Annotated in this window: 20 protein-coding genes and 2 pseudogenes; 7 read left to right on the top strand and 15 right to left on the bottom strand. The window is 41.3% G+C overall.

The annotated features are described in order from the left end of the window. Window positions 1-57: 57 nt before the first annotated feature. From V7K69_RS12430 to V7K69_RS12400, 7 genes and pseudogenes are all read right to left on the bottom strand, one after another. Window positions 58-912 (bottom strand): class I SAM-dependent methyltransferase, encoded by an 855-nt coding sequence (locus V7K69_RS12430; protein WP_335034684.1) that lies wholly within the window; start codon window positions 910-912, stop codon window positions 58-60. A 150-nt stretch (window positions 913-1,062) separates the two neighbouring features. Beyond that, complete coding sequence (locus tag V7K69_RS12425) at window positions 1,063-1,224, bottom strand: hypothetical protein (RefSeq protein ID WP_335034682.1); 162 nt, start codon at window positions 1,222-1,224, stop codon at window positions 1,063-1,065. 199 nt (window positions 1,225-1,423) lie between these two features. Beyond that, a complete protein-coding gene (locus V7K69_RS12420; protein ID WP_335034680.1) occupies window positions 1,424-1,978 on the bottom strand; it encodes a hypothetical protein in 555 nt (184 codons plus the stop codon). Between the two features lie 96 nt (window positions 1,979-2,074). Further along, window positions 2,075-2,311, bottom strand: a complete 237-nt coding sequence (locus V7K69_RS12415) for a cyanobactin biosynthesis system PatB/AcyB/McaB family protein (protein ID WP_335034678.1) — start codon at window positions 2,309-2,311, stop codon at window positions 2,075-2,077. Between the two features lie 67 nt (window positions 2,312-2,378). After that, a complete protein-coding gene (locus V7K69_RS12410; RefSeq protein WP_335034676.1) occupies window positions 2,379-2,537 on the bottom strand; it encodes a hypothetical protein in 159 nt (52 codons plus the stop codon). Between the two features lie 73 nt (window positions 2,538-2,610). After that, a complete protein-coding gene (locus V7K69_RS12405; protein ID WP_335034674.1) occupies window positions 2,611-4,809 on the bottom strand; it encodes a PatA/PatG family cyanobactin maturation protease in 2,199 nt (732 codons plus the stop codon). Window positions 4,810-5,091: 282 nt separating this feature from the next. Beyond that, window positions 5,092-5,400, bottom strand: a pseudogene (locus V7K69_RS12400) (Uma2 family endonuclease); the annotation flags it as partial. Window positions 5,401-5,983: 583 nt separating this feature from the next. Between V7K69_RS12400 and V7K69_RS12395 the strand changes: the two are divergent. From V7K69_RS12395 to V7K69_RS12375, 5 genes and pseudogenes are all read left to right on the top strand, one after another. Beyond that, the gene (locus tag V7K69_RS12395; RefSeq protein WP_335034672.1) at window positions 5,984-7,399 is read left to right on the top strand and encodes an NB-ARC domain-containing protein; all 1,416 of its coding nucleotides are present in this window, start codon (window positions 5,984-5,986) and stop codon (window positions 7,397-7,399) included. A gap of 277 nt (window positions 7,400-7,676) precedes the next feature. After that, window positions 7,677-8,157, top strand: a pseudogene (locus V7K69_RS12390) (pyruvate:ferredoxin (flavodoxin) oxidoreductase); the annotation flags it as partial. A gap of 347 nt (window positions 8,158-8,504) precedes the next feature. Beyond that, window positions 8,505-9,038, top strand: a complete 534-nt coding sequence (gene hoxE / locus V7K69_RS12385; RefSeq protein WP_335034670.1) for a bidirectional hydrogenase complex protein HoxE — start codon at window positions 8,505-8,507, stop codon at window positions 9,036-9,038. Next, window positions 9,025-10,653, top strand: coding sequence for a NuoF family protein (locus V7K69_RS12380; RefSeq protein WP_335034668.1), 1,629 nt, complete (start codon window positions 9,025-9,027; stop codon window positions 10,651-10,653). Before hoxE ends, V7K69_RS12380 begins: the two co-directional genes overlap by 14 nt. Window positions 10,654-11,247: 594 nt before the next feature. Beyond that, the gene (locus tag V7K69_RS12375; RefSeq protein ID WP_335034666.1) at window positions 11,248-11,697 is read left to right on the top strand and encodes an Hsp20/alpha crystallin family protein; all 450 of its coding nucleotides are present in this window, start codon (window positions 11,248-11,250) and stop codon (window positions 11,695-11,697) included. A 337-nt stretch (window positions 11,698-12,034) separates the two neighbouring features. On the opposite strand, the gene V7K69_RS32945 is transcribed toward V7K69_RS12375, so the two are convergent. The 4 genes from V7K69_RS32945 to V7K69_RS12360 form a co-directional block, all read right to left on the bottom strand. Next, window positions 12,035-12,346 carry a DUF3011 domain-containing protein gene (locus tag V7K69_RS32945; protein ID WP_442936135.1) on the bottom strand — a complete coding sequence of 104 codons (312 nt, stop codon included), beginning with the start codon at window positions 12,344-12,346 and terminating at the stop codon, window positions 12,035-12,037. A gap of 95 nt (window positions 12,347-12,441) precedes the next feature. After that, a complete protein-coding gene (locus tag V7K69_RS12370) occupies window positions 12,442-12,567 on the bottom strand; it encodes a hypothetical protein (protein ID WP_335034665.1) in 126 nt (41 codons plus the stop codon). A gap of 3 nt (window positions 12,568-12,570) precedes the next feature. Further along, the gene (locus V7K69_RS12365) at window positions 12,571-13,263 is read right to left on the bottom strand and encodes a hypothetical protein (protein WP_335034663.1); all 693 of its coding nucleotides are present in this window, start codon (window positions 13,261-13,263) and stop codon (window positions 12,571-12,573) included. A gap of 418 nt (window positions 13,264-13,681) precedes the next feature. After that, entirely contained in the window at window positions 13,682-14,539 is an 858-nt protein-coding gene (locus V7K69_RS12360; RefSeq protein ID WP_335034661.1) for a class I SAM-dependent methyltransferase, read from the bottom strand. Window positions 14,540-14,931: 392 nt separating this feature from the next. Between V7K69_RS12360 and V7K69_RS12355 the strand changes: the two genes are divergently transcribed. Then, window positions 14,932-15,816 carry a pirin family protein gene (locus V7K69_RS12355; RefSeq protein ID WP_335034659.1) on the top strand — a complete coding sequence of 295 codons (885 nt, stop codon included), beginning with the start codon at window positions 14,932-14,934 and terminating at the stop codon, window positions 15,814-15,816. A 63-nt stretch (window positions 15,817-15,879) separates the two neighbouring features. Then, window positions 15,880-17,265 (top strand): aromatic ring-hydroxylating dioxygenase subunit alpha, encoded by a 1,386-nt coding sequence (locus V7K69_RS12350; protein ID WP_335034657.1) that lies wholly within the window; start codon window positions 15,880-15,882, stop codon window positions 17,263-17,265. 91 nt (window positions 17,266-17,356) lie between these two features. On the opposite strand, the gene V7K69_RS12345 is transcribed toward V7K69_RS12350, so the two are convergent. The 4 genes from V7K69_RS12345 to V7K69_RS12330 all read right to left on the bottom strand — a co-directional run bounded on the left by V7K69_RS12345 (window position 17,357) and on the right by V7K69_RS12330 (window position 20,260). After that, window positions 17,357-17,722: a DOPA 4,5-dioxygenase family protein gene (locus V7K69_RS12345; protein ID WP_335034655.1), complete on the bottom strand. Its 366-nt coding sequence runs from the start codon at window positions 17,720-17,722 to the stop codon at window positions 17,357-17,359. 246 nt (window positions 17,723-17,968) lie between these two features. After that, complete coding sequence (locus tag V7K69_RS12340) at window positions 17,969-18,505, bottom strand: universal stress protein (protein ID WP_335034787.1); 537 nt, start codon at window positions 18,503-18,505, stop codon at window positions 17,969-17,971. Window positions 18,506-18,796: 291 nt separating this feature from the next. Then, the gene (locus V7K69_RS12335; RefSeq protein WP_335034653.1) at window positions 18,797-18,934 is read right to left on the bottom strand and encodes a hypothetical protein; all 138 of its coding nucleotides are present in this window, start codon (window positions 18,932-18,934) and stop codon (window positions 18,797-18,799) included. Window positions 18,935-19,042: 108 nt separating this feature from the next. Continuing rightward, window positions 19,043-20,260, bottom strand: a complete 1,218-nt coding sequence (locus V7K69_RS12330) for a transporter substrate-binding domain-containing protein (protein ID WP_335034651.1) — start codon at window positions 20,258-20,260, stop codon at window positions 19,043-19,045. Between the last annotated feature and the right edge of the window lie 308 nt (window positions 20,261-20,568).

The raw sequence follows: 20,568 nt of genomic DNA, 5'->3' as shown, positions 1-20,568 counted from the left end.
TCTAGGTGGCATGGTTCTCGATTTATCAGCATTGGATGATCGACTTGTGGCTACCCACTATGTTCGCATAAGCCACAATAGACGAGAAAAATTGCGTAAATTATGTTCGCCCTTAAAAGGCAGTTGAGATAGCAATTCTGTTGATAAATTGATGCGATTCAGGCGCAAGGCTTCCTCAAAAATATATCGAAGCGCAATCTTTCTCCAGCCGAAATTATGAAAGAATTCAACTCCTTCCTCAGGAGCAAATTCTAATTTGACCTGACTGTTGAGATGGTTCACACCCAGGAATTTTTCAGTCAACAGCAATCCGTTTGGCGAACTCAGATCGGTTAACCACCATAAAAACCGTTTCTGCTCACGTAGATCAATAGCTATAGCTGTTACCTGTATGGGCTTGAGATAGATAAGCAATCCTTCTGAAACCACCATTACACTGCGGGCTGACTGATTGACTTGCTGAAAAACCGTTCGCCTAGTTCGAGCATCGGTTATATCGAGCGACATGAATTCAAGTATGCAATTCGGATGAATATTCGAGAGAGTGTCATATTTATAACTTAGAATTCCCGGTAGGTCGCAATCAATCCAGCGCAACCATGATGGTAAAGGTAGTCGGTAGGGCCTGGTATCAAGACCAGCCCCTAAGTTGAGAACAGTATCAATCTCTCCCTCAGAAACAGCCTTTAAGATCAGCTCATCAAACACATAAGTTCGTACAGCGATCGCCTTTGCAAGGGAGTCAATATCGGTAATTGAGGCTGCAAGATGCTCACCGCGTACTCCAACTAAAGAGCGAGCCAAGCGATCTTGGAAGAGAGCATCGGGGCGATCGCTCTCAATGGCCCGTCCCAAAGCTGTCAAGATTGCCGTATCGGAGACGTGTTCAATGGATAAAGGAGTAATACTCATAATAAATGAACTTCACGTCATCAGGGGGAACCATAATTTTTGCAGGAAATTTTTAGCTAGAGCTAAGTAAGGGAACAATTAATTGCTCCCTTACTTACGTTTTATTGGCAACCCAAAATACCTCAGTATTTTAGCAAAGTGCTATTAGATTTAAATCAGACTACCCAATAATGGAGCAGCGACTGAACCTATAGTTTTAACTAGCCCTCCCCAATCAAAACTGGGATCAACACCATTCCCACTTGACATTGGAGTACCAACGATAGTCCGTTCAACAGGTGCAGCTTGGATGGGAAGTTTAGATGATTTCATGATTTTTTCTCCTGATTTTGTGATTTCGTTGTTTTTTGTTTTTTAACTGAACAGTTACCACTGATTGCGCGGTACATGTCCAGCCTGAATCGGGAATTTCATGGTTTTTCTCCTTGTTTAGGATGTTATCTTGTTAGTTAAGTCAATTGATGTTTGGTTTTTACAGGACTGAAGCGATCAATTTATTTTATGTCTAACTTTAAGCCCATATTCTACCTATAATCTTGGTCGGAAAACTTTCACTAAGAGTTGAAGTTTCTTGGATAAACTGGATTTGTTCATAGGTTAAAGGTGTTTGATTTTTCTTAGCTATTCTGTCCAAAGTCTTGACAAAATCAAACCTATTGCTTACATTTTCTAATTCTTGCAGATCAACATCCAACTTCTCGCTCGGGTTTCCAATTAGGGATCGCACACTAGCTGTTTTTTTTTCCTCGTCCAGGGGATACCTTACCTGTGAGATAAATTGTTGAACACCATCTTTTTCAGGAGAAGGTTCAGATTTTAAAATCTCTGTTTCCAATGAGGACAAAATTTCTTGTGTTTTTGAATATTTGTCTGTTGGAAAAGTGCCTTCTTTTTTAGATATTTGTTGGCGCGTTTTACTAACTTCAAAAACTTTTTTTGCTATCAAATTTTCTCTTTCAGGTGCTATTTCATAAGGTACAGATTCTGAAGTTTTGGTGGACAAGGGCTTAGAAGGGGTTTCTGACCCAGCCGTGGCTTGGGATATTGACTGGTATATATTGGCCATAATTATTGCTCTCTTGTTTTAAAAATCATCTAGCACAAACGATTAGTTAAATAATTTATGCTAAAGTCTGTTAGTGGAATTTATCGATGTTCAACGCTAGAAAAATCCACAGACGGCTAGGCACATAGCGATTGAATTTCCTGAGAGTATATGACACCCACAGTAGTCTGGCGACATTAGAAATCTCATTGGAGCGTTATAGTTTGCCCCATGTAGTAAATTCAATTCTAGTTCCAATTGACTTTCTCTAGAGGCATGAATCAAATCTACGACTGTATTCGGTTTGAATAAATCTGTTCTTTTGACTGGTGGAGCTTGGATGGGAAGTTTCATAATTATTTTTCCTCTTGGTTTTTATTGGTCTGTAACTAAAACAGACCAATTTTTACTTGTGTGATATTTAGCCAAACATCTTAAGGATGTCGAACATACCGCTAGATTCAACATTATTGTAGTTACTCGCATCCATCCCATGCTGACTGGAAATTGCAGCAGATGTAGAGGGACGCTGGATCGGTGCAACTTGCTTCGGTAATTTAGATTGTTTTGACAGTTTCATGATGATTTCTTCTAATTTAATCACTTGATTTACAACAATTCTCGAGCAGTCGCAAAGCTGACATCTAGCTCTTTTAGTTGGCAATATCCCACAGTCTGGGTTCACCCAAGGTAACTGGCATAATATCGCTGACATCAATGGTGTATCGAAGAACTCTTTTCGCACGCCGCTCGTTTTCTGGATCGAAAAACTTGATCCTAATATCCCAACAATCTGAATCTTTCCGACAGAAGGGGCTTCGTTCCACTTCAAAAGTGTCTAGCTGCATAGTTACTGCTTTAGGATCGCCAGAGACTGCCCATGAACGACTTTGGTTCATCAATACCTTAACTAAAGCATCTGCATATTGGAAGATGTTAGTCGAGGCAAAATTTTGTGCCCTTTCTGCGGAAGTTTGTCCAAGATTGCGAAGATCGTAGTATATTCGCATCAAAAAGTTCTTCAGAGAATATTCGATTTCTTCTTGTTGTTGGGGTGTCAAATTCGGTGCAGGATTTTGATGTTTGATCGCCTCCATCACTGCATGGATCAAAGCGTTAACTTTCCAACCGTACATCCCACGAGTATTTAACGGTTCAATAATAGGAATAACTTGACCAGAAAAAAGAGTAACAGTTCTACCTGTTAAAATTGCCGGTATGGAAACCCTTTCAATATACTCGTCGTCTTCCTTAGCCAGAACTTGTCCCCCTAACAACCCTTGAAAATATTTATAAATAGTTTCAGCGAAAGGAGCTTGTGGCTCAATGGCATAAATAGGTGTCAGTTCCAGATTTAGCGTCCAAATCAGTGATGCTGCCTCTGAAATATTATTTTCTAGATAGTGTGCCATCTGTCTAGCATCGTAGGGATGAGCAGGAACTGAAATAACTCCTGCAGGAAGGCTTGACTCCTGTACTTCCTGACCGTTATCTGACCGGATCATGGGCATAAGCTGCTTAAAGCTATCCCGACGTGCTTCTGTTCCGAAGTCGTAACCAAGAGTCCCAATCGCATAAACTAAAGACTTTGGTGCGTTACTAGGAGCAACAAACGATGTTACTGCACCACCGTTGCACTGACAGTTCCCCGAAGGCACAACGTTACTGTTAGAAGTAGAGAAAGTGGCTATATTATTAGACGTGACACTCATTGGATTTCCTGAATGTTGAATGGTTGTGGAAGTAGATTCTGAGCTTGTTGCTTCCGCAGCTTGGATGCCAATTTCTGACGGTTGGAGGGCGACTTCTTCTAAACTGAGATCAATAGCCTCACTCGGTTCAAGTTGTTGTATCTCGTTTATGTGGTCAGTTGCTTTTGGTTCAAGGTCGTCAGCTTGACTCAGCTGGATGCTGACTGGTTCTGATTTCTCCTCAGACACTTCTGCTAATCCTCCTTTTGTAATCAGGGTAGAAACCCCAGGTATATCAAGACTTCCTGCTAAAAAGCGACGGCAATCTTCGCCGATTTCTGAGTTGCAAGGCAAGGCACTTTTGAGAATGGCATCCCGGATAGCATGAGGATTGGGTTTTTCCCCCCGCTTTAGCTGGATACTGAGGAGCAAGGCAACAATACCCGATACGATAGGAGTTGCAAAGCTAGTGCCATTTCTTTTAGCAGTTCCGCCACCCGGTTCAGCACCGAGTATGTTTTCACCAGGAGCAAGAATTCCTTGACTTTGATAGGTTTTGCCCCAATTACTAAAATCGAAGGGTAATCCTTGTGCATTCATAGCACCCACCGCTAAGACTGAAGGCAGTGCTGCCGGCACATGCAGACATTCACAGGCATCATTTCCTGCTGCTGCAACGATCAGGACACCTTCCTCATTGCAAAACCTAACTGCGTTAACCAACATTGGGTCTGCTTCACCCGATTGGCTCAGTTGACCGCCACTGATGTTAATAACATGAGATCCTGCTTCAACCGCTTGGTTGATGGCCCGGGCTAAGTCTAGCTGTGAAAGCTTTCCCCGGCGGCGATCGTCTGAGAATACAGGAACGATAAGTCCGCGACAACCGGGTGCAACGCCATGAACAGGACTGCTATGTTGACCAAAAATCACACTGGTGATGTGTGTGCCATGACCAGACATTAAGCCACTACCAGCCACATCTGCAACTAAAGTCGGTAATCGAGCAAGGTTAGCACCGTCAAAGCAAGGATGGGATTGATCTACAGGGCCATCAAGAACAGCAACACAGATGCCAGGATCACCAAAGGTTTCAGCCCAGAGTGATTGGAGTCCAGGTATTAGTGCAATGTCATTCAAGCCAGTAGTCAAAGTTGCCATGTTGGAACCTTAAACATACTCATAGAAAAACATTTGAAATTCAGATTACAGTTATAAATTTATATACATAATCTCTTGTTTAACAACCGAAGTTCAGGAAGTTAAGGTTCTTCGGCATTTACAGCAATGGACAGCAATAAAATCAACAAGTATGGTGTTGAAGGCACGTTTACCACCAACTATTCTAACGGCTTTGGCGACTGCTATACGCTCGCACTTCTACCCTTCAATCTCATCAGGAAACACAAAAACGCGACACTTTTGATACCAGAGTGATCGCCCCTCCGGTGCTTTTCTTTCTTCCCAAACCACCCAACTTTTGCGTTCACCTTGAGGGACACCCAACACCACAAAAAAGTCCAGCCCCTAAAGTCTTGGTTTCTCACCTGCGCCAGACTGTAATAGACAAACATATTGCCCCCGACATAATCCATCTTCTCGGTGTGACAATCAAGGGATTAAGCCATCTATCAGCAAGTCCATCTGGACTTTGTGCCGTGCGCTTTCCATTAGGACACCATCATCATAGGGGAGTTCTGCTTGGGTAGGTGGAAGTTCAATCAGGAGTGGATGTAGGGTAGTTTCTGACATGGCTGTTGAGCAGTAGCGTAGCCCGTAGCAAATATATCTATGTACTTGAAAGAATTCTCAAACTACCGAGGTTAAGTAGTGGATTGTCCCTCTACCCGATCCGGTGAAGCGATTTTACCGAAGTTAACGTTAAATTCGGAAAATACAACGGCAAATAAAGGCGATCGCGTCCATAAATTTGACACTACTTCACTATTGTTTCAACCAGCCTCAGCCTTGTAACTGCACCAAGACTAAGCAGATGGCGATCGCGGACTTAACGCTCAACCGTAAAATTACTTAACGTTGATACTACAATAAATCAAGTAACATAAAATTAGCTGAATCAGTTCACTTCATTCAGCTAATTTTATGTTTGAAATTTGTGTTCCTTAGGATAATTTCTGAAAAAATCCTTTTAAGAGGTGTAGTTATAACTAACAAGACTTGATTGAGTTTTAAATAACTTTATAGTTTTGGCAGCTGAAGTTATTTAATGCTGTCTTGTATGAGTAATTTTCTGTGTGTTGGCGCATTTGAACGATGCGTCATAGATAGCCATGCTTATCCATCAAAAATACATTTATAATCTGCAAAATTCCCAATGAAATCCCAGCCAAACAGCCGCAGACGTGGTGTAATCCTAACACCTCAAGGATTGCAGAAACTCCAAGATGCAAAATCTGAATCGGAAAATTATGAAAATTTCGGTAAACGTTATACCCGTGAAGCCTTGGGCTTTCGTATGGCATTAGATCCAGATACGGTAGCAAAGGTATTTGCCTGTGAAATAGGGGTAGATCGACAAACCTTGAAGTACTGTTTCCAAGCATTCAAACTACAACTAGAAACTAATGATTATCAGTTGGCCAATCCCGATATCAACCCACAGCAAGGCGACACAAAAATTCCCAATCGAATTGATTGGGGAGAAGCACCAGACGTATCCCTTTTTTACGGACGCACAGAAGAACTGGCAACTCTCAAGAACTGGATTTTAGCTACATCTGGTGAAAATCAGGCAATACCCTGCCGTCTAATTACCCTATTGAGTATGGGTGGTATGGGTAAAACCTGGCTATCCGTGAAGCTTGCACAACAACTTCAGGATCGGTTTGAGTTCGTGATTTGGCGATCGCTCCTCCCTGCTTCTCCAGTTAACGATCTCCTGGCAGATTTGATTGCTGTTCTATCCGATGGCAAAGAAACTGATCTGCCAGAATCATTAAATCACAGAATCTCACGGCTGATTCATTATTTGCAACGTCATCGTTGCTTACTGGTTTTAGATGGTGCTGAAAGAATTCTCCAAGAATGTGCGGCTCTAGAGATCAATTGTCGAGACTGCATCTGGCTCCACCACACAACCAACGGGGAATACTGCGAGTTGTTTCGGAGAGTGGGAGAAACCACTCATCAAAGTTGCTTAATTTTGACCAGTCGCGTCATTTGTCATGAGATCGCCCGGCTTGAAGGAGAGACAAGACCTGTGCGAGTATTCTGTCCTCAAGGATTACAGGTTACAGACATAGAAAAACTTTTCAGAACAAAAGGAACCTTTAGAGGAACACCAGACGACTGGAATCGATTAATCGAGTTGTATGCAGGGAATCCTCATGTTCTAAACCGCATTGCCACAACAATTCAACAATTATTTGATGGCAGTATCACAGAATTTTTAGACCAAAAAGTGACAGTTTTCGGTAAAGTTCTCAACGGTTTAGACCCAGAATTTGAGTACCTATCAGATTCTGCTAAAGCAACAATTCAATGTATGGTAATCAATCGTAAACCCATTTCTTTTTCACAGCTACGAACAAATATGTCATCATCAGTTTCATCCCAAGAACTCTTAGAAACGTTGGAACTATTGCAAGCGCGATCTTGGATTGATGCCAAAGCAGGTCAGTTCTCTCTCCAACCCATAATTGTTGAATATGTCAAATCTTTTTCCTTGATAAGAAGATCGCCAAATATCAGCCGATCGCATTTTAGGATTCAGAACATCAACGTTAAGTAGCAAGCGAGAACTGCTAGGAAAACTTGCGTAGAATATGTAACGAATACTCCCTTGTTTAGCTTCTTGGAGCAAAAGGGACTGGAGATTGGGTTTTCACCCCAAAAAATTATGGAATTTGCTCTTATCCTTGCCAAATTTTGTTACAGTTTCCCAATTTCCAGCCCCTTTAAATAAGAAACCTCTGAAGTCTTCACAAGTTTCTCAACTTCTTATCCTAATGTCAAAAGTATATCCAGCTTAGTCATTGCTAGCCCTTAGAGACACAGGTGCTTTGAAGATGAACAAGAGAAGCTTTGCAACCATAGACGGCAATGAGGCTGTTACCCAAGTTGTCTATCGACTTAATGAAGTCATTGCGATTTATCCCATTACTCCTTCTTCACCAATGGCTGAGTGGGCGGATGCTTGGGCTAGTGAAAGCAAACCCAATATTTGGGGTACTGTTCCCTCGGTGGTACAGATGCAGAGTGAAGGAGGTGTGGCTGGTGCTGTACATGGGGCTTTACAAACTGGTTCACTGACAACCACATTTACAGCATCGCAGGGATTATTGTTGATGATCCCCAATATGTACAAAATTGCTGGGAATTAACACCTACAGTATTTCATATTGCCGCGCGATCGCTAGCCGCCCAAGCTCTCTCCATTTTCGGCGACCACAGTGATGTCATGGCAGCGCGTGGCAATGGTTTTGCTATATTGTGTGCCCATCAGTGCAAGAGGCACAAGACTTTGCTTTAATCACAATACGAGCAACCTATCTGTTGTAGCAGGTGGCGTGGCAGAAAGTAAGAGGCGGAAGATTAGGATTTCTTCTGCCTCGGCGTTTAAACCCTATTTTGTCTATATGTTGAGGTTAAGCTAAAAATCTGTGGAAGTTGTGAGGATATAAACTTATAGCATTGATAACGCGGCGAAAATTTGGCATTATTCCCGAAATCATAAATCTTTTCTCTGGATCTCTGCGCCTGGAGCCTGGTTAAATCATATCCTTATCCAGCAAAGCCCAAAATTTACTTACTCTCCTCACAAGTTTCTCAAATTGTTTGCCTATCATCAAAACTGTGAGACTCATAATATCCTGAAAAGAGGAGAGGCTCAAACGATGAATTCAATATCTGGTCTTAAAAGTAACAACACAACAAAAATATCTTCTATAACTCACGGTGATAAGCGCTTTAAAATGCTGGAAGCAACGATCAAACGCCACCAGTATGAACAGGATGCACTCATTGAAATATTGCATAAAGCACAGGAACTTTTTGGCTATTTAGAGAACGATATATTAATTTACATTGCTCATAGTCTGAAACTGCCACCTAGTCGAGTTTATGGTGTTGCCACCTTCTACCATTTGTTTTCACTTGCACCTAGTGGCGTGCATACCTGTGTGGTGTGTACGGGTACAGCTTGTTACGTCAAAGGCGCTCCAGCTATCCTGGCAAATGTAGAAAATTCTACTCACATTCACGCTGGTGAAACCTCCGCAGATGGTCAAATTTCACTGTTAACAGCAAGATGTCTGGGTGCTTGTGGAATTGCGCCTGCTGTAGTTTTTGATGGCACTGTTTTAGGCAATCAAACTGCTGAATCAGTCCTTAAGCGCATCAAAGGATGGTTGCAAGATGGATCTCCCTGAATTAATTGAAATTTCCCAAAAAGAACGTGCTTTAGAGAAACCTGTGCAAATTCGTTGTTGTGTTGCAGCTGGTTGTCTATCTGCCAATTCACAAGCCGTCAAACAGCGCTTGGAAGAAGCTGTTACAGCAGAAAATTTGGCAGAAACAGTAGAAGTTCGTGGCGTTGGTTGTATGCGTTTGTGCTGTAAAGGGCCATTAGTACAGGTTAAGAAAAACACCGAACCAGAAAGTCTAGGTACGCTTTATGAGAAAGTTACATCTAGTGATGCCTCCTCAATTATCACTGCTCTCAATGGAAGAGAAACAACAGTTCAACAAGGTGATTTAACTCATCCATTTTTTACTGCTCAGATGCCGATTGTTTTAGAAAATAGTGGCAAAATCGACCCAGAACGTATTCAATCTTATATTGCCACCAAAGGTTATCAAGCGCTTTACCATGTCTTATGGGAGATGACACCCAACGAAGTAGTAGATGCGATTACCCGCAGTGGTTTAAGGGGACGTGGTGGTGCTGGTTATCCTACAGGTTTGAAATGGGCAACAGTTGCGAAAGCAAAAAGTAGAGAACAAAGCGATCGCAAATTCGTAATTTGTAACGCCGATGAGGGAGATCCGGGGGCATTTATGGATCGCAGCGTCTTAGAAAGCGATCCTCATCGCGTTTTGGAAGGAATGGCGATCGCAGCATATTCTGTAGGCGCAAATCAAGGCTACATCTACATTCGAGCAGAATATCCCATCGCTATCAATCGTCTGCAAACTGCCATTCGTCAAGCCCAACGCCTTGGCATCTTGGGCACTCAAATTTTCAACTCTCGATTTGATTTTAAGATTGATATTCGTATCGGTGCTGGGGCTTATGTTTGTGGTGAAGAAACTGCTTTAATGGCTTCTATTGAAGGTAAACGCGGCACTCCTCATCCCCGTCCACCCTACCCTGCTGAGTCTGGTTTATGGGATCATCCGACTTTAATTAATAACGTTGAAACCTACGCCAATATTGCACCCATTATTCGCAAAGGTGCTGACTGGTTCGCCAGCATTGGCACCGAAAAGAGTAAAGGCACCAAGGTTTTTGCATTGGCAGGCAAAATCTGTAACACAGGTTTGATAGAAGTACCGATGGGAACTTCATTAAAGCAGATTGTGGAAACAATGGGCGGTGGCGTACCAGATGGCGGTGTGGTAAAAGCAGTACAAACTGGCGGCCCTTCCGGGGGATGTATCCCAGCAACAGCTTTTGATAGTCCGGTGGATTATGAATCACTGACTCAATTGGGTTCGATGATGGGTTCCGGCGGCATGATTGTCATGGATGAAACTACCAATATGGTGGATGTCGCCCGCTTTTTCATGGAATTTTGTATGGATGAATCGTGTGGTAAGTGCATTCCCTGTCGGGTGGGAACAGTGCAGTTGTATCGATTGTTAACAAAGATGAGTGAAGGTAAAGCATCTCTTGCTGACTTGGAATTGTTGGAAGAACTATGCGACATGGTGAAGCATACTAGTTTATGTGGTCTTGGTCAGTCTGCACCCAATCCGGTATTTAGTACCTTACGTTATTTCCGTGATGAATATTTGGCTTTGATCGACAAACCCATTAGTTAAACAAGTCCACCTCCGTGGAAAGCGTGAAAAATCAACGAAGGCAGAAGGCAGAAGGTAAACCTCTACCATAGAGGGAAGAGGTATGAAACGGACGAATATGTTCTCGTGCTACGCATCTCGCAAAGAATATTTTTAATTTTTCGCCCACAATGGGCGAGGTTCAATACTTTTCGGTTAAGGGGGAAAGGGGAAAGTGAAAGGGTTTAAATTTATTTACCTTTACCCCAAACCTAGTAGGCTTTCCCCAAACCAAAAGTAGAGATTGTTGGGTTTATCCGAAAAGTATTGGGGCGAGGTTTGTACCTTTTCTTCCTTCTGCCCTCTGCCCTCTGCCTCCTGCCTTTCTTCTATCAAGGGTTTTTAACCTACAGAGGTAGGTTTTGTCTGTGTAGCTGCGATTTCTAATCGCCAGGGCTAGTAATAAATTAGACTTTTCAAACAACCTCTAACCTGGTGCGGGAATCATCCATGATTTGGTGATAATAACCGAATTTACAAGCTTGTTATTTATAAATACTATGGAAATCAAAGCAAGGATTTAAATCCAAAGTTGGTTGAGCCAAAAACTACTACTGATACAAAGGATAAAATAATATGTTATTTCGTTACAACTCTGCACAAGATTTCAACACTTTAGAAAGTTACATCAACGGCCTATTGGGAGACACTAAAGTCCCATCTACACAGTTTGAAAAAGGCTCTGTCAAAGTTCCGGCTGCTGAACTGCAAGAAACTGATGATGCAATTTATCTAAAGCTAGAACTGCCAGGGCTGGAAGCTAAAGATTTAGATATTCAAGTTACAGAAGACACTGTTCACATTAGTGGTGAACGCAAGTCTGAAACCACAACCCAAAACAATGGCACTACCAAGAGCGAATTCTACTATGGTAAATTCCAACGTGTAATTCCTCTATCTGCTCGGGTTCAAAATACTAATGTCACCGCAGATTATAAAAACGGTATTTTGAATTTGACACTGCCCAAGTCCGAGCGAGAAAAGAACAAAGTTGTTAAGGTTAATCTAGAGCAAAGTGCTGTTTAATTGATGTTGAGAAAACTACTCTATCCCCAATAATTGATTGAGATAGCTAAAAGCCCAGTTAAAATATGACTGGGCTTTTTTATAGAGAAAAAGTCTGGATTTGATTTTTGTTCACACAGCGTGGCGTAGCCATATTTACTTGCGTGGGAAAGCAATAGGAAAGAAGGCTTTTTGAGTTGTACAGAGTTTTTGCACGCAATCAAATATGAGTCCTATATGTTGATAAAATACCCAGTTGACTATCTGTCAGGACTTACGCAAAATAATGAAAAAACGAACCGCAGAGGGCGCAGAGGACACGAAGAAATAAGAGTTTCAGAGAGTTCTTGCGTAAGTCTTATCTGTTATATCTGCCGTCTCTGTCATATCTGTCGTTTCTACGACTGCCAACTGAAAACTCAGCTCGACAACCATTTTTAACCCAAATACGATTTCTTCTATAGCCCCAATTTCCTCTACAACTGGCGTTAGACAATTGCCTGATAAGCCTCACTCTACCTCTTGTATTTATCGCACAAGTATTCCTATGATTATTCTGGCTTGAACAAGTTATTATTTCCTGAGCTGAAGCTGGAGTAGCAATACTCAAAACTGTACCTGTGGTAAGACTGGCAACCAGAAAGGTGATAGCAATTATGGGAAGTCGCATAATCATATAAAACGTTAGATTTCTTTCAGATTTTAGAGAGAAAAACTATATTTTATTGTAGCGAACTCCATTAAGAGCCAAGGAATCAAATCAGATTAAATGTAAAGAATATTTACACAATTAATCTCATTAAATACAATAGGCTCAAGACCAGCACGACTCAGAGCAAGCGCAGTTGCAGCATCGCTAATTCCACCACAGATAATAATTACTTTTTTCATAAGTTACCTGTTTATCAACAGAATTTCCCTGATACTTTTTTGTTTTGTTTTTTGAGAAAACTCCTCAGTTAACAGTAAACCTATAGCCATGACAAATTCAGATGCACTACCAGCAAGTGTACCTACTACATCTGAGGGCAAAGCATTACCAAAAAAGGAAAGCAATGTTCCTAAAAATAACCAAGGCAATTTCAGTCTAAACCAAATACCAATGCCAATTAGTAGGACAAATATATTAACTACAATCGTGATAATTGGCGGGCCACTCAAGTTGGCAACATGATAGCGTAGAATTCCCGCAAACTCTATTGGAACTAGTTCCAGCCCTATATAATGGGTGGCAATATCTATCGCTGCAAGTCCCAATGCAACGATCGCAGATAAAACCCGCATTACTCCATTGGCCCAACTAGCCCCGGCGCGGTGAGCGAGTTCAACACCAATCACAATGAATAGCGGTACAACTAAATAATGTAATAGAAAGCGCAGCATACTGAGAGTTTTCAAAAGCTCTCCTGCACCAATAAAACTTCCTATTGAAAGAATGAGATTGTCATAGCTAATGCTCAATAGCACTATAGGTAACACTATCATTGCGAAGCTGGTTGATTGCTGCCACAGACGAATTGCCCAGCCTATTAACACCCATTCGATCAATGCAAGAATTAAATGGGTTAGGGGATAAATTATTGACATAAGTAATGTATTTATATAGCTTCATATATTCAAAGCACAAATATTGAGTTCTGAAGCTGATAAAGATAATTTGTACCTGGAATAAAAGCTAGAGCCACTGATTCACAAGATTTGTGGCTGTAATTACGCTTGAAACTGGTTATTTTGTTTAACCTGTAATTTTATAATGCCAGTTAAAGAAAAGATTGCCTCCATCGCTGTATTTCAAAGCTACGATATCAACTAAAAAATGTATTTAATAGTACCCTTGAGGGTACTATTAAGTTGAGTTGTTATTTCATGGCAGCTTCGATCTTTTATCTTTTCTCTACGAGAAGCTTCCTTACAAGACGCTATATCTGCGCTTGAATGCAGTCATCAGTGCGATCGCCTTTGTCTGAAGCAGTAGGCTCAGTTGGAATACTGCCTTCTCCCTTCTTTACAGAGCTTTGGGTTTGACAAACTTTAGGGTCATGCGATCGCTCTCTCCAATAGTAACGAAGCGTTCCCTATCCTTTTGACCTTGGCTCAAGGTTGGAGGTAGTGTCCAGACTCCGCCCGGATAATCCTTAGTATCTTTTGGGTTGGCGTTAATTTCTGATTTGCCCACGAATTTGAAGCCTGCTTTCTCCACCGCAGTAATTACCTCATCTTCAGACATATAGCCAGTTTTTATACTCTCTTGTAAAGAAATGCCCGGTTTAGCACGGTGTTCTTCCACTCCCAGAATGCCCCCTGGCTTGAGTGCTTTGTAAGCCGCCGCGTAAACCTGCTCGGCATAGCCAGCACTGACCCAGTTATGAATATTACGGAAGGTAACAACCAAGTCTACAGAGTTGTCTGGGGCTAAGGTAAGTTCGTTTGGAGGATTGATTGGAAGCACTTTGACCTTACCAAAAACCTCTGGATTAGCTGCTAGCTTCTGTTGAAAAGCTAAGGTGGGTTTACTGCTACTAGCAGAGTTAGTAACTATGAGTTGTCCCTTTGGTGCTAGAAATGGGGCTAATATCTCGGTATACCACCCACTCCCTGGCCATAATTCAACCACAGTCATGTTGGGACGTAAATCAAAGAATTTTAGAGTTTCGGCGGGGTGACGGTACTTGTCGCGATCGCGATTTGCAAGGGAGCGATGACTGCTAGTAAGTATGGTTTGGAGTGTTGTTGTACCATCGAAAGTTGGAGATTTTCCGCTCTCGTTAGCTAGAACATTGGGGGGCATTACAGATGCCAATATAAATAAAGCTAGAGTCAGGGTTTTTAGCAAGCTTTGGCGGTATATAGGATTTTGTCTCATAAATGTTTTTTCTCCTTTCCGTCAGCATAAAGGCAAATCAATACTTTTCGGTTAAACCCAATAATCTCTCTTTTGGTCTGGGGAAAGGTTAAAGGGTAATGGGGAAAGGGAAATTCAAACCCTTTCCCCTTAACCGAAAAGTATTGAAGGGCAAATAGCCCCTTCTAATCGTGTTATGCCTGATTTTCTAGGTTGTTTATCGAAACAGAATTTAGGACGGGCTAAACCTTAGCTATCGGCTAACAGGAGCCAGAATTAATTTTGAATTATGACCGAAGACGCGAAGCGCCCACTAGAGGCGATCGCACAAACAGATAACTCATAAAAGTTAGCTTTTTTCTGGTGGATCTACTTATAATAATTCCAGCATTTACCAATCACCCCCATCACTTATGGCAATACTTCAACTAATTGAACCTGAAGTTAAAGATTTGGGTGGGTTTATTGCCCGCCGCAGTTTGCCATATCTTCATTGTCAAATGATTGGGCCGTTTATCTTCTTTGATCATGTTGGCCCGTCTGTTTTGCCACCCAACAAAGGTATCGATGTCCGACCACATCCCCATATCAATCTTGCCACCGTAACTTACCTATTTGATGGTGCTTTGATGCACCGCGATAGTTTAGGCACTGTGCAAGAAATTCAACAGGGTGCTGTAAACTGGATGACGGCGGGAAAAGGGATTGTACATTCGGAGCGATCGCCAGACAGCGATCGTCAAAAAGAAACTACCATTCATGGCATTCAAACCTGGGTCGCCTTGCCTGTAGAATATGAAGAAATCGATCCAAGCTTCACTCACTATCCTGCCCAAACCCTTCCTACCTGGGAAGAAAATGGTGCTATCATCAAACTCATTGCAGGAGTTGCACTTGGGTACACCTCACCAGTCAAAGTTTTCTCACCTATTCTCTATTTAGATGTGATACTGTCTGCCAATGCTCACTTTACTGTCCCCACTGGTTATTCAGAGAGGGCAGTATACAGCGTCACAGAAGGTTTAAGCATTAATGGGCAACCACTAGAGCCATATCGCCTTGCCATCCTAGAACCAGCAGATGAAATCAGGGTTTCTGCTGCTGCCCCTGCTCGGTGTATTGTTATTGGTGGTGAACCATTGGGTACACGCTACAAATGGTGGAATTTTGTTTCTAGCCGACCAGAGCGGATAGAGCAAGCAAAAGCCGATTGGCGAGATTGCCGCTTTGCTAACGTTTCAGATGAAACAGAGTTTATTCCACTGCCAGAAGTGGTTACAGAGGCTAATCCCTTTTAATATCAGTATGGTGTTGGGGTAGGCGATCGCAAACTAATTAAAAAAGTTGAATATATTAATTTGATGATAACTAGCTTCTCTTGGACTAAACAGTGGTACCCAATAACTCCCGTCAGCTATCTGGAACCCTCTTATCCGACCCCTATCACTTTGCTTGGAAAAAAACTGGTAATCTGGAGAGACAAACATCAAAATTGGGTAGCAATGGATGATAGTTGCCCCCACAAATTGGCGCAGTTATCTTTAGGAAGTATCAATGAAAATGGGAACCTAATGTGTCGTCATCATGGTTGGTGTTTTGATGAGGCAGGAAAATGTACAAATATTCCGATGTTGAGTGATGAAAAGGCTTTAAAATCTGCTTGTAATAGTGAGCGATCGCAAGTAACAACATACCCTACTCAAGTGCTACAAGGATTACTATGGATCTGGGCAGATAATAGTCCTAATGCCTTTGAAGATAGCACTACCAAGCAACCTGCCCTGATGCCAGAATCTCAAATTGATAGCTCGTTGACCGATTGGTTTATGTCAGAAGTTCCTGTTGGTTACACTGTCTCTGTTGAAAGTAGTTTTGATCCTTCTCACGCTCAATTTTTGCATAAAGGAATTGCTGGATTTTCTCCAGAAAGAGCTATCCCCATACAATATTTTGAAGTATTTGGAGAAATGTCTGCTGAAGATGGTTTTACTTTAAAGCATTCTGGTTACAATATTTTTAACAAAGATATGGATGCGACTAGAAAGTTTACTCCACCCTGTTCTAATACAACCAGCTATAAATATTCTAACGGTAAATCTGCTTTATTTCAGTTGTATTTTGTGCCCACAAAATCAGGTTATTGTAAACAAATTGGTAAATTTATTATTGATAGTCCTCCACAAAAAGGTAATTTCTGGTTTGAGCTTCTGCCCAAATATTTGCAAACTGGATTAAAACATTCATCTAGCTATAAGTTGAGTAACCAAGATTTATCAATGATGCACTCTCAAGCTGTTAACGAATCTGTGGTGAATAGAACTTGGCAAAAGTCATATTTTATGCCTTCAGTAGCTGACGTTGGTATCGTTACTTTTCGGAAATGGTTAGATGAATTTGCCGGTGGTAAACCTGCATTGCAGGGAGTAGAAGAAGAACCTTTTCAAGAATTAAGTGATGAGCAATTATACGATATCTGGCACAGACATACAAAGCATTGCCCTAGTTGTCGACAATCTCTAGTTATGATAGATAAAGTCAAAAGTTTTTGTCAAAATTTGACGTTAGGATTGACGATTTTAGCATTGTTACTAATCATAATTAATCTACCTATCAACATAGTCATTACACCAGTTTTACTTGGGATACTAAGTTTAATTTGTGGCTATAAATTAGATTCAATTCGAGAACGCTTTCTTAGCAGCATTCCCAAAAAAGGTTTACCCGTAGTTGAATTATATGAAAATTAACATCAGAAGTTTGTAGTGGGGACTTTAGTCCCTATCATCAAGTTTCATGCCTTAGTCCATAACTTTTACCCAACAAAGTGGGCAATTTCCCTTAATTGGATGAAGTCGAACTCAGCTGTCGAAGAAACTCAATATTCAAATCTAACTTTTCCCCTAACCAAAGAGAATAAATCGCGTGGTCTGAGACAGCATCGCCTGTCTCAGGGTGGACGAGAATATCTAATCCCTCACGATTAAGCATTAACCAAGGAACGACTTTATCAAACTGATTCGGTAAGAAAGCAACTTGATACATCCCTTTTGGGTGAGGCCCAATAGGCTTGTCAAACCAGCGTCCGAGTTGCACGTCAAATCTAGCACCCAATCCTTCACGTACACGTGCAGCAACATCCCGACTCGCAGCATCGAAGTAAACATGAGCATGAAAACCAGCGATCTCAATGGTATCTTCTTTCATAGATCCACTTTTTGCTCTCAACTCTAATTTTGGGTAGAGGACTTTTTCTTTTTCACAGAAAAAGCAATGTCTACGACGGGCTACGCCTACGCTCAATTTTAGCCTAATACCGTGCAGTTAAGGATAGTCTGTAGCGATTGGACTCTATAGAGGCCAAGCAAGTTCGTAGTAAGGACTTTATTCCTTCTCTTCTAAACACTAAAATCCTTACTACAAACCCTCAAAACTAGTTTGAGAAAGTAGTAGTTAGTTAACACTTAAAGTACTTGTAGTTTCTTTGACACCTTCATCTTTTTTAACAGCAACGGAAAGATGCACAACATGAACCGAACAAGAAGCATGGTGAAGAACGTAGTTACTTACACTACCGAGAAATAGTTCCATTAGCCCAGAATGACCCCGCCGCCCCATAACAATTAGGTCAGCGCCATAACTATGGGCTAAGTCACAAATAATTCTGCCAGGATTACCAACATTTTGCGTAAATTCTGTATTTACACCTGCTGTATTCGCTTGGGCACAGAAAGATTGCAACATCTGGATTCCCAAATTTTTAAAGGTATCCCACTGTTTTTGATATAACTCAAAGCTTTGACTAGTCAATCCTGGATAGTAGTCAAAATTAGACATCATAGGTACGTAAGGGCTACCCTCTTCTTCTGGAGATAGGACATGGACTAACATTAAGCTAGCTTGTGTTAACTTTGCTAAACTCAATGCTTCTTCAAAAACCTGTTGCCCCATTTCTGAGCGATCTAATGCAACTAAAATCTTTTTAAACATCATAATAGACCTCCTAGTTCATTGATAATTGGTCTTTACTGTTTCAGATTTCCAAATGCTGGATTGTCAAAAATGACTAATCCCTCAATTATGTTTAGCGATTTTTGAATTTAAATATTCTTAAAGGTTTTCGCCCGATATTTATATATATAGCAAAAGAATTTGAGGAACTTGTGAGGAAAGGAAACAAGTATCTGTGATTACTAGTAGATATTTTGTTTTAGAATATACATTTAATTCAGTATATAATATTTTTCAAAGGCGAGTACCTTGATTCAAAGTATGGATTTATCAGAAAAATCTAGTATTTTCCACTGTCAAAAACTCATGTAATTCTTCTATACTGGCTGAAATATAGTAAATATCAGATTTTATTTTATAGACTTCCAAAAAAGATGCGATCGCTTCATTAAGTATACTTAAACTCATTGTTTGTTTTTGAGAGGTTTTTGCCCCCCAATTTATCGGGGGGTTTGAGGGGATCTAAGACTTTGAAAACACGTCTTAATCCCGATAACTCTAATTTTCTAGCAAAGTTTAAGAATTTTTAGGATCGAACCACTTATCATATAGCGATTGATAAGTGCCATTTTCTTTAAGATTCAGCAGAGCCTGATTAATTGGTTTGCGGTAGGGACTGTTATTAGGCAGAATGATTCCGTAGCTTTCTTCACGCAAGATACTGCCAACAATCTCTACCTTCCCTTTGCCTTCATTGGCAGCATAAAAGAGGAGTACAGGTGCATCAAACACCACAGCATCAGCTTTTTTTGTTTGCAGAGCTTTGTAAGCTTCCTCAATTTTGGGGACTTCTAAAACTGAAATATGATGTTCTTGCAAGTATGTCGCCGCTGTGCTGCCCGCAGTTGTAGCCACTACCTTGCCAGGTAAATCGTCTATACCCCTGATATCGCCCTGAAGTTGCTGCACTGTTAATGAAGTAGTCGCACTGGCTGTAAAGTAGGCAACAAAAAGGACTCCGATGAACATCCAGACTATAGCTATAAAACGTCCCAGCACTCCCTTGGGCATTTCATCGGCTTGAGTTGCTAATGTGGCTGCTGCCCACCAACAAGCTTTAAAAATACCAGGAAAGTATGATTGAGAAATCATCCCTTCTTTGTGATTGCGCTCGGATAGCCAAATAATGTGGGCTGCTACGACAATTAGCACTAGGGCAATGCCTATTACTTGCAAGAGGCCAGTAGAGAAAAACAATTGCAAAATATTTGGAAAGGCACTGCTTTTACTCTCTAGGTTGCGTACCATAATTTGCAGCCCACCAGCAAAAATGGGTAATGAGAAATCAAAATTTTGCTCGCGTTCGGCTGTAATCGAGATAGCTGCAATTCCCAAGTTGACTTTGTTGTCCTTAATAGCAGAAATCACTTCCGGCACACTGGAATATTCAATAAATTTAGACTCTATACCTATTTGGGTAGCGATGCTGCGCCAGAGGTCGATACTGAATCCCGATAGCTCACCTTTGTTTGATAGGACAAAGGGCGGTATAACTCGTGTAGCTACTAATAACGGTTGTTGAAGTTTTAGGGATTGTTGGGGTTCCGGTTTTTGGGCCAGTCCTGGGGATGCGATTAACAATAATGCCAAAATTGCACTTATTAATCCTATGCAGGTATACAGCGCTATGGAACGCCTAGTTTTGTTTTTGTGGTTATCTCTGTCAAAATAACCAGTCGGGCTTTTTCTTCCAGTTATTAGTTGGCGAAATTTAGTAGCGATCGCATTTATCATCAGAATTATCTTCGGGTTGTATGCAAAGCATATTTATGATGCCCACCCCAGATCAAATATCACATTCATCATCCCGCTAAAACAGATTTTTTTAGATTTAGGGGCATGAATATGGCTAAAGCTAAACTCAAGGAAGAGGCAGGGGGCAGCATTGCCCTTGGTTAAAGAATATGGCATTGTGGGAATCTTGCGATCGCTGACACTATTTATTTACCCACTCATTGTTAATCAGCAACTTGGTTGGGCTGATTTTGACCTGTTGTCCTGGTACTGTTGCTGTAAGCATCAGGCCCTCCTTAAGCTATAAA

Origin of the sequence: Nostoc sp. (assembly GCF_036917775.1) — a bacterium.
Taxonomy (GTDB): domain Bacteria; phylum Cyanobacteriota; class Cyanobacteriia; order Cyanobacteriales; family Nostocaceae; genus Nostoc.
The sequence above is the reverse complement of the archived record's forward strand: the minus strand, read 5'-3'. Positions and strand labels throughout refer to the sequence as shown.